Origin of the sequence: Armatimonas sp., from assembly GCF_043760365.1 — a bacterium.
Classification (GTDB): Bacteria; Armatimonadota; Armatimonadia; order Armatimonadales; family Armatimonadaceae; genus Armatimonas.
Map to the genome: position 1 here is coordinate 1 of NZ_JAYUPA010000763.1, position 9,945 is coordinate 9,945.

At 58.1% G+C, this 9,945-nt stretch carries 10 protein-coding genes; 1 reads left to right on the top strand and 9 read right to left on the bottom strand.

The features are described 5' to 3' along the window. The 9 genes from ACH2EH_RS18260 to ACH2EH_RS18300 all read right to left on the bottom strand — a co-directional run. The coding region (locus tag ACH2EH_RS18260; protein WP_395143853.1) for a TIGR00730 family Rossman fold protein at nt 1-605 on the bottom strand (605 nt) is incomplete at its 3' end. Beyond that, a complete protein-coding gene (locus tag ACH2EH_RS18265; protein WP_395143855.1) occupies nt 592-1,227 on the bottom strand; it encodes a Uma2 family endonuclease in 636 nt (211 codons plus the stop codon). The genes ACH2EH_RS18265 and ACH2EH_RS18260, both read right to left, overlap by 14 nt. A gap of 12 nt (nt 1,228-1,239) precedes the next feature. Next, complete coding sequence (locus tag ACH2EH_RS18270) at nt 1,240-1,695, bottom strand: redoxin domain-containing protein (RefSeq protein WP_395143857.1); 456 nt, start codon at nt 1,693-1,695, stop codon at nt 1,240-1,242. A gap of 6 nt (nt 1,696-1,701) precedes the next feature. Then, nucleotides 1,702-2,253: a peroxiredoxin gene (locus ACH2EH_RS18275; RefSeq protein ID WP_395143858.1), complete on the bottom strand. Its 552-nt coding sequence runs from the start codon at nt 2,251-2,253 to the stop codon at nt 1,702-1,704. A 91-nt stretch (nt 2,254-2,344) separates the two neighbouring features. Beyond that, the gene (locus ACH2EH_RS18280; RefSeq protein WP_395143860.1) at nt 2,345-4,297 is read right to left on the bottom strand and encodes a DUF6785 family protein; all 1,953 of its coding nucleotides are present in this window, start codon (nt 4,295-4,297) and stop codon (nt 2,345-2,347) included. Nucleotides 4,298-4,321: 24 nt separating this feature from the next. Next, the gene (locus tag ACH2EH_RS18285; protein ID WP_395143862.1) at nt 4,322-4,822 is read right to left on the bottom strand and encodes a hypothetical protein; all 501 of its coding nucleotides are present in this window, start codon (nt 4,820-4,822) and stop codon (nt 4,322-4,324) included. Next, nucleotides 4,822-6,546, bottom strand: coding sequence for a R3H domain-containing nucleic acid-binding protein (locus ACH2EH_RS18290; protein WP_395143864.1), 1,725 nt, complete (start codon nt 6,544-6,546; stop codon nt 4,822-4,824). The genes ACH2EH_RS18285 and ACH2EH_RS18290 overlap by 1 nt, the downstream gene beginning before the upstream one ends. Nucleotides 6,547-6,596: 50 nt before the next feature. Beyond that, nucleotides 6,597-7,931 (bottom strand): hypothetical protein, encoded by a 1,335-nt coding sequence (locus ACH2EH_RS18295; RefSeq protein ID WP_395143865.1) that lies wholly within the window; start codon nt 7,929-7,931, stop codon nt 6,597-6,599. Between the two features lie 70 nt (nt 7,932-8,001). Continuing rightward, entirely contained in the window at nt 8,002-9,267 is a 1,266-nt protein-coding gene (locus ACH2EH_RS18300) for a DUF1080 domain-containing protein (protein WP_395143867.1), read from the bottom strand. An 82-nt stretch (nt 9,268-9,349) separates the two neighbouring features. Between ACH2EH_RS18300 and ACH2EH_RS18305 the strand changes: the two genes are divergently transcribed. After that, nucleotides 9,350-9,945, top strand: a 596-nt coding sequence (locus ACH2EH_RS18305; protein ID WP_395143868.1) for a peroxiredoxin family protein, incomplete at its 3' end; no start/stop codon positions are given.

The following is a 9,945-nucleotide window of genomic DNA, read 5'->3' on the forward strand; positions in this document are numbered from 1 at the left end:
ATCTTTCCCTGCACCAGTACGGAGTTTTTAAGCCACGCCACCAGCCCGCCCCAGAACTCCGTGCCGACGAGAATCACGGGGAAGTTGTGAATCTTGCCGGTTTGAATCAGCGTGAGAGACTCCATCAGCTCATCGAGTGTGCCAAAGCCGCCAGGGAAGATCACAAACGCTTGTGCGTAGCGCACCAGCATGGTCTTACGCACAAAAAAGTAGTGGAAATCAATGGTCTCCGTGCAGTACGGGTTCACGTGCTGCTCAAAAGGCAGCTCGATATTCAGGCCGATGCTCTGAACGTTTGCTTCTATTGCGCCTTTATTGCCCGCCTCCATGATCCCCGGGCCGCCGCCTGTGATGATATTGAAGCCCGCCTCACCGATCAGACGCGCTGTCTCGACCGTGGCAATATACTGCGGATCGTCGTGCTTGGTGCGTGCGGAGCCAAAGATCGTCACGGCAGGGCCAAGATCCCCGAGGGCATCGAAGCCCTGCACGAACTCGCTTTGGATACGCAAGACGCGCCAGGAATCGGTGGGCCAGGCCTCGCCTCGGTGCTGACGCTGGGGAGTGAGCAGGTGCTCATCACGTGTCGCTTTAGGTTTTATCATAGTCAGTTACTTGGGGGAATTCTGTGGAGGGAAGCAGCTCCATCACTCGAATCGTGGCGTGTTGTGCAGCCAGAGGAGCAACCATCTCATCCGAGGCGTACTCTAAAACGGAGTCATAGCCCTCGTTGCCTGGCTCACGATGGACAAAGAGCCGCCGCCCTCGCACATCCAGCGCCCAGTAGTCGGTGATCCCGGCACGGGCGTAGAGCCGCGCTTTCCGGTTGCGATCCAGTGAGAGGGTTGCATCGGAGATTTCCACTAGGAGAAGAACATCCGCGGATCCCGGAGCCTGCTCGCGGTAGCTTTCGACGCTCTGTCTAAGAACCGCGATATCCGGTTCGGGGTCGTTGAAAGTCTGATCTTCGGATGCTATCTCTATAGGGTCTTGCTCCTGGACAACATCCTCACCGAAAATCGTAAAGAGCCAGTTGCGAACTCTGCGTAGCCCCAGAACATGACGGCGGTTTTTGGGCATGATTTCGTAGATGACCCCTTCGATCAGCTCGAAGCGCTCGGGCAAAAACTCCAGCTCTTTTAGCCGTGAACACGCCTCTCTCGTCCAGCGCCAGGGAGACGGGCTGTCCGTGAGAGCAACAGTGGGGGGCTGGCTGAGAGTTGGCATTGTGTTGGTATTCTACGCTTCAGGAAAGAGGCGTGCCAGTGCGCCTTGCAGCACATCGGCGGCGGCCTGGCCTGCGCCTCGGCTCTTGAGGTTGCCGTCGGCATCAAACAGAAAGTAGTAGGGAACCCATGCCTGGTCGTTGCCAAAGGCATCGGAGAGCTTGTGCTCGTTGTCTATAGCGCAGGGATCGGTGATCGAAAATTGCTCCAGTGCGGCTTCGACTTTGGTGACGTCTGTCTCGTCTTCCTCGCGTGGCATATGGACCGCGATGACTTTTAAGCCTTGGGGGCCGTACATCTCTTTCCACTCTTTTAATCGTGGGAGATTGTTCTTACAGATGTAGCAAGAGAGCGACCAGAAATGAATCAAGATGGGCGAGCCGAGAAGAGACTCTCGGCTCACCGCGCCATTTCGCCAGTCGGTCGCGCCAGTAAGCTCCGGCAGTGGGGAACCGGTTCGCAGGGGCATATGAATTTAGCTTCCCGGAGTCAGGTTCTTCGTGCCGGGCTTCCAGTTGGCGGCGCAGAGCCCGCCGGACTGGAACGCCTGAAGCGTGCGAATTACTTCGTCCACATTGCGTCCGACGTTGTTGGCGTTGATCGTCGCGTGCTGGATTACGCCGTTCGGATCAATAATAAACAGCCCACGCAGCGAGTGCCCAGCCTCCTCGATCAGGACGCCGTAGCTTGCCGCGATCTCGCGGGTCATGTCGGCGATAATCGGGTAGTTGGTGCCCGCGATCCCATTCTCATTGCGCGGCGTGCGTACCCACGCGCGGTGGGAGTAGACAGAGTCGGTTGAGGCGCCCAGAATCTCGCAGTCTACGTCCTGGAACTCGTCTAGGCGATCCGCCAGCGCGAGGATCTCGGTCGGGCAGATAAACGTGAAGTCGAGGGGGTACCAGAAGAAGATCAGCCACTTGCCCTTGTAGTCAGAAAGCGAGATATTCTTGATCGGGTCCGCAGCGCTATCATTGGGGAAGGCGGCGGGGGCGGTGAAGTCTGGTGCAGGTTTACCTACGAGCATGGTTAAAAACTATCCTTGTGATTTTTAGGGCACGAAGCCCGGTTTGAACGACCCTATTTTACCCGCTTGGGTTCCCGAATAATCGCCGATGCTAGTTCGGCATAACCATGTAGCCGACATTGGTGGCGTAGCCGAGGCCTACCCAGATCACCGAGTTGATGACATCGCCCAGCACCAGACCAAGAAAGAAGGGAAGGAAGAGCTGGTAGCCCTTCATCCCGCCGTAGCGCTGGATCAGTGACTTGGCGAACCAGCCGACAAAGAGCGAGAGCCAGAGCATCTTAATCGCCCAGACCCCCGCGCAGAGAATCCCGATGGGATGCACGCCAAAGTTGAACTGTGCTCTGAGAATCAGCAGGCCCAGGAAGACCACGAAGCCCGTTAGTAAGTGCAGACCATTGGTGAGATCGCCCTTAAACGGCACCGAGGCTGCGCCACCCAGGAAGTTGAGGGGCTTTTCCGGGCTCCACTTATAGGTGAACAAATTGTTGAGTGAGTTGCCACCGCCGTTGTAGTAGGGAAGCGCCAGGCTGGCATAGAGCGAGACTGCGAAGGCCAGGAGCACAGTGACGATCATGGCAACCATGAGCGGCCGAGCGCCTTTCTTCATCCCTTCGGTGGTCTTGGCCCCCATCATCAGGGAGGGAAGAAGCATCTCGCGCGGGTCGAAGAGAAACATCGTCTCCCACCGGGTCATGGTGAAGAGCTCACTGGTCTTAAACGGCGCGGTGCCAAAGAGAAAGGCGAAGATATCAATTGAGCCGTAGGGCTGCGCCATGAAGACTAGGCCCGCCTGACAGACCGCCCAGGAGATGACGATCAGCCCGAGGGTCATGGTGACCAGAGAGACCAGAATCAGCAGAACCGAGACCCCAGCCATCGTCAGCCAGAGCGCGATCCCTCCGTAGGCGATGGCAAGACAGAGTAGCGCGGTCCGGTAGGAGAGCAGCTCGCCGGAGTCGTCAATGTCTTTGGCACGGGGGCCGCCCAGCGCTTTCTCGACGATATCAGCAAAGTGCCGCCGCCCGGTCCAGAGGGTCCAGAGCACCAGCGCGATTCCGCCTCCATAGGCCTGTAGCGCTGAGAAATTGGTGTCACTGTAGCCCTGTGGCCCGGGCATGAGCCAGTTATAGAAACCACAGAGCATCACTTGTGCCTTGAAAACAAGAAAGAAGAACCAAAGCGAGAAGCAGACCTCCGCGGGGAGCAGATAGGCGATCCCAACCACCATCAAGAGGATACGCGCCGGAAACCACCCAATCAGGTTCCAGGGGCGCACGGTCAGGAAGTCGTTGAACGACCACTCCAAGTTAATATCCGGGATCGAGGGATAGAGCAGGTGCATGCCCTTGACCGTGTGGATCAGCGTGCTGAAACCCACCCCCACCCAGAGCATGGGGTTGCGGAAAAACGCATTGACTTTCTGGCCCGGCTCCGGGTCCTCGGCGATAAGAAGCGGGAGTGTCACTAAAGGAAAAGAGAACTTCTCGTTCTCCACCCACTGACGGCGCAGAAGAGCACAGATCGAAAAAGTCGCCATCAGAAAGAGCATTGCCAGCATGCCCCAGAAGAAGAGCGGCCCGCGCCACGCCTCCCAGGGAATACGCTCCTCGCCTTTATGATAACCGTTGAAGAACGCGTCGGCGGCGGCCTTGTCCTGAAACTTGGTCCACTCGGGAAGCTGGTTGAGGAACTTCTGATCCCAGTTGTTGGTGTCGTCGGCGAAGGCTTTGTGGGCGACAATCTCCGGGATAAAGTAGCGCATCATCCCCGACGAGGGAATCCCCGAGGCCACCAAGATCAGTGTCCAGATGGTCAAGAGCTCCCCGCGCTGAAACACCGCCCTGGGCGCAACGGTGCGCAGGAGCGCGTTGATGGCAAAGGCAAAAAAGAACAGCACAAAAAGTGCCCCGATGGGAAACTGCGTCCCGGCGATATAGGTCGCGGCGATCTTGAAGTCGTTGTAGGGGGTTACTGCCGAGAAGAAGAGCGCAAAGGCGATCCCGATAAACAGAGCACGCGGCGTCACTGCACGTTTATTCACAGCCGCATTATACAGGATGCACGCTCAGAGCCGAAAGCCGACGCTGATACTGGTCTGGAGATACTTTGTTGCGGAAGGAAGCGTAAGAGCAACCTCGGTGAAGTAGAACCCCCCGCCGATGCCGGCAAAGACTTTCCCACCTAGCCCACCGACTTTGCGGTCTGCAGTGCCGCAGTCTGAGAAGTGGGTGGTGTAGCTGCCCATGCCCAATCCTGACCAGCCCTTGCCCCAGGGCTGGCGCACCGAGACACCAAAACTCTCCATCCCCGAGTAGGTAGTGGAGGGGGGCGCATTGGGAATGAAAACTGCCCCACAACCGAAGCCTAGCGTGAAGTTGCTGTCGGCGTAGACACTGAGCAGACGGTTTTGTGGGAGGCGCTTCGCATCCAGAGAGAGACCGAGATGAAACGTCCCGTTACCCGTGAGCTGCCCCCCGCCCAACGTCAAACGTAACGGACGTGGCTGTGCGAGGACAGGCGCAGTGAGCAACGTAAGGCCACAGAGGGCAGCCAGTGCGTTTTTCATTAAGTGGTGGTGTTGGGCAGAATCTTCAGCCGGCGCCGGGGCTCGATGCCAAGGGACTCACTGCCTAGCTCGGCGCGCTCGACGAGCTGATGCTGGAGGCGTCTCACGTAGGCATTTTGCGGGGCTAGCTCAACCGCTTCGCCGGTCTCCTGGACATGCTCAATCGCATTCGAGGCCTCCGAGATCGCGGCCTCTTCATCGGTCGGGAGCACCGTGGGCTGAAGCCCGAAGACTTCTCGCAGGGCGCTCTCAATCTGAATATAAGTGTTGCTGCGTACCACAAACGTGGGAATGTGCTTGCCGCGTGCCTCGTGGATCTTGGCGGGCTCGCGGCGGAAGGTGGCCTTGAGCGCGATGATCAGGTCGGCGTCTTTCATGTCCCGCGCCACAACCCCTGGAACCCGCAGGTTTGCCATCGCCCGCTCTAACCGAGACCGAGAGACACCGTAGGGAAATAGATGGACAGTCTTACCACTCTGCCCAAAACTCTTGCGCTCTGAGCCTATTGCTGACCCCCTTCCCTCCGAGAGGGAAGGGGAATAGGGGATGGGTTCAGGCTCAAACGTCATGCCGTAGGTGCCACCCGTCTTCTCGCCCGGACGATCCGGTGGCAGCTCGGCTTTCTGCACTACTTCAACAATGCCCCCCGTGTTGCGAACCCGGATCTCCGGGCGGGGGAGCTGACCGCGCAGCATCTTATCCACCACTTTGGCGACATCGTGATGGATGGCGAGCTTGTCCACTTCCATGATCTCGATAATCACATCGAACGTAGGCGGGGCCTTGCGCTCCAGCACGGTTTTCTGTGTCCCGCGCCGCTTGGCCTCCTCGTCGCCCAGGGTTACGGACTGAATTCCCCCCACGAGGTCCGAGAGTGTCGGGTTGAGGAGCAGATTCTCCAGGGAGTTTCCGTGCGCCGTGCCCACAAGCTGGACGCCACGCTCGGCAATCGTGCGCGCCGCGAAGGCCTCTTGCTCGGTGCCGATCTCATCAATGACGATCACCTGGGGCATGTGGTTCTCCACCGCCTCGATCATCACGGCGTGCTGCTCCTCGGGGCGCTTAACCTGCATACGCCGCGAGCGCCCAATCGCCGGGTGGGGAATGTCGCCATCACCCGCGATCTCATTGGACGTGTCCACGATCACAACGCGCTTGCGAAACTCCGCCGACAGAATACGCGCCACTTCGCGCAGCTTGGTCGTCTTGCCCACACCGGGGCGGCCCAGCATCAGAATGGACTTCCCGCTCTCAACAATATCGCGAATGATATCTACGGTGCCGTAGACCGCGCGACCAATGCGTAGCGTCAGCCCGATCACACGCCCTGCCCGGTTACGGATGCAGGAGATACGGTGGAGCGTCCGCTCGATCCCGGCGCGGTTGTCGAAGCCAAAGTCCGAGATACGGCTGGTGACATGGTCAATGTCGTCCAGCGTTACTTCATTGGCAGTGTCCGTGGGATCGTCGCTAGCAGGCAGCAGATCCACGTGGAGGTTGTTGCCAAAGCGGGCCTCCGCGGGCCGTCCTAGGTCAAGAACGAGCTCCAAAAGATCGGAGTGCTCTTCCAAATAGGGCGCAAGTGCTCTATGCACCCGCTTGGGGAGAACGGTCAGGATCTGATCCAGGTTATCGGTGATCTGACGCTTGGCGAGAATGATTTCTTCGTGCAATGCTATTTCGGTCTCTTTCGTGGGCGAGACTAGACCTCTTTCTGTAGTCACGGATATTATACCGTCTGGCACAAGGCGAATGTTAAAGGTTCTTGATTGACTTACTTCTTGATAGCGAACGGGGTTCGCCAGATCATGAGGTCGCCCGAGTGTCTGTCTATCCAGGCAAGGTACTCTTTATTGGGTGAGATCGCAGCCTCAAATGCACCAATCTCCCAGCGGAGCGGAACTTGCTGTTGGGAGTTAAGATCACCCAGATACGACTCTCCACGCAGATAGTGGCTATCTTTTAGCCAGCTCCGATTGAGGTGGTAGGCTCCCGTCCAGAAGACCTGCAGGATGTCGTCCGTACGCGAGCCCGAGACAGGAGCCGTTGGATGGGCACGCTGGAACACTTGATGGCGGCCCTGCCCCGTTGTATCAAGTGCTCTGGAAAACCAGGTGTTTGCCTGCCCTGGCTTGAGTGATGTCCTCCCCTCCACGATAATAAACTCTCGATCTTGGGTAATCCCCAAGCGGCTAAAGTTTCGGATCTCGGTCGGATAGGTCTTGAGAACGCGCTCAGGATTGGCCCGGGAGCGCACCTTGATCGTGCCATCTTTATGAGCAGTGAGAACCGTGTCTTTCAAGAAGCGGCAGTACTGGGACTCAGTTGTTGCAAGCCAATCTGGTGTGCGAAGGCGCTTGCCGGTTTCCAGGTCGAAGAAGTAAAACTGTTGGGTCTTTGCATCCCGTCCGTAGAGACGGGGGGCTCCGGAATCATAGAGAAGATCATAGGCAGTGAGCGTCGCGGACTCGGGGATATCCAGAACCGCCGTCCGCCTTGTCTGGCGGTCGTGGAGGGACATCTTGAGAGCCGGTTCCGGCCCGTACGTACTGGAATACGGCATGTCACCCAGCAGATAGCGCCCCGAGGGGGAGATACTGCGCACGGAGTTCAAGCCGGGTAGGGGGTTACCGAGATCTGGCTGGTCTGGTGTTACGGAGTAGACAGCGGGGGCAAGGGAGGGATCGTAGCACCAGAGATACCAGCGGTTCTCCATGGGGACGGAGTAGAGGTGGATCTGTCCTGGACGATTCGTGGTGGGAAGCGACCACGCACGGACTTGGCTACCTGAGGCGACATCATAAAGCCGCAGAGTGTCCCCGAGAGCCGTCAAAACGTACTTGCCATCCTGTGAAAAACTAGGGCCGACACGGGCGTTCAGGCGCTCTTGCCAGCGGTTGCGCTCCTGGTAGTCCTGGTAGCCTATCCTCGAAAAAGAAGAGGGGTAAGTGCCCTGAATCAGGTGGCTCCGGTAGGGCTCTGGCACCTGCGGTATCTGGTGGGTAGGAATCCGTTCCCGTCTGAGATTCCAGCCAATCAGGGCAACGCCCACTATATTAATCAGGAGCAGGAAGAGTGTACGACGACGGTGTGGTTTTGAGGTGCTCATTGCCCTCTTAGTGTACCGCTAAAAAGCCCCGGACACGCTGTCCGAGGCTTTGTTAAGGCGTTTATTGCCGTTACAGCAATTCGCGCACGTAGATGTTTTTGAAGAAGATCGGGTTTCCGTGGTGCTGGAGCTCAATCTGGCCGGTGGGGAAGATGGGGATCTTGCGGTCCCAGTAGTTCTCCAATACCACGTTCTGCACAATTAGCTTGCCGTTCAGATAGATGGTCACGCGCTCCCCAACCATCAGAATGCGAAACTCGTTCCACTCCCCGACCGGGTTGTCCGCGACTTGCGTGGGCTTGCTGGGATTCTTCTGGTTATTATAAAGCCCGCCGGAGCCGACCTGCGCCCCGACATTGGTGAGTGCCGTGTCCCAGATCTGCACCTGGGGCGAGCCGCGTAAATAAATCCCCGAGTCGCCGCCGGGGCCGATCTTCCAGCTCACAAGCAGCTCAAAATTTTTGTAGTCTTTGGCGGTGCAGAGGCTATCGTTCTTGCCGTCGTAGCAGACCACGCCCTCTTTGGCGCTCCAGTGCAAAAGCGCCTTCTCCGTGGCGGCCGTCTCAGCGGCAGCCAGCGCGTCGGGGGCCATCTTCGCACGGGTGAGCGGGTTGCCCACGAGGCCCTTCCAGCCCGCGAGATCTTTGCCATTAAAGAGCGCGGTGAAGCCTTTGGGGGCGACGTTATCTTTTACGGGCTTGCTCGTGTCTTTAATCTCGATATTGCGGAACTCCACCAGCGAGCCATGGCCCAGAAAGCCAATGTGGCCCTTCTCGCGTAGCATTCCAGGGTGATTGGCAAGCGTCGCCGGATCCGTGACACTATTCAGATCGCAGTCCACGGTCTTCTTGCCATTGACGATCACCTGAATCCGGCGGCCCGTGGCGATAATCTCCTCTTTGTTCCACTGGCCCGTGGGTTTGAGTGCCCCGCGCTTCGCTGCGCAGACTTTATAGATCGAGCCGTGGTACTGGCCTGGCTCCAGCTTGGCGTACATCGGGGCGGGATCATCGAGAACTTGAACCTCCATCCCCACATAGGCCGCATCGCCCTGGAGCGGCGCACGGATCGCGATACCGTTGTTGCCGCCGGGGGAGAGCTTGAACTCGAATTTTAAATGGAAGTCGGAGAACTCTTTCTCCGTGTAGAGGTTGCCGCCGCCATCCGCGGGGCAGGTCAGAACGCCGTTATTGGGGACGTAGCCCGGGCCGTGGCCACCGATAAGCTGCCAGCCCTTGAGGCTGGTGCCATCAAAGGCCTTCTCAAATCTTTGTGCCAGGGCTGAGGGCACCACCAGCACGAGTGCGACAAGCGCCGCGAGAAGCTTTACTTTCATGGCGCACTATTCGCGCTTGCCTTGGCAAAAACCTTTGCGCGTTTAATATTGCAGCGGTAACATTGTGAAAGGATTCACAAACATGACACGCAAACCGCCTGTTAAAGCTTTACTCGTCACTCTCGCCGGGGTCTGGGCCGCTGGGGGCCTGGGGATCTACGCGCTCACACGCTTCGATCGGCAGCAAAATATTACGATGCTCCTGCCGCGTAGCAAGGCACCGGTCTTTGTGCTCTCCGACCAAGCTGGGCGGGTTCATAATCTGGCGGACTACGACAAGCGCTCGATTGCTCTGGTTTTTCTGCCCGGTGTCAGCGACGAAGTACGAGCCGAGCTGCGCTCCCTCAAAAACGAGATGAAGCGCTTCGATAAGATCGGCGTGAAGGTCTTTGCCGTCGCGCCGGTCGAGAAAGCCGTCGCACTTGAACTTTATGAGAGTGAGAAGCTGAACTTCCCCCTTTTATTAGATGCGGGCGGCGAAGTTGGGAAAAAATTCGGCGTTGCACCGGGGCGGCCGTATGTCTCCTACGTGCTGGGGCCAGGTAGCAAAGTTCTCCTGCCACTCGCCACAGTGCAGCCTAAAGAGCACGGCACGCAGCTTGTCGAGCTGGCGGCTTGCTTCTTTGATACGTTCGCGGCGGGCAACAACCCGCTGGTAGACAAGCCTATTGCCGAGGC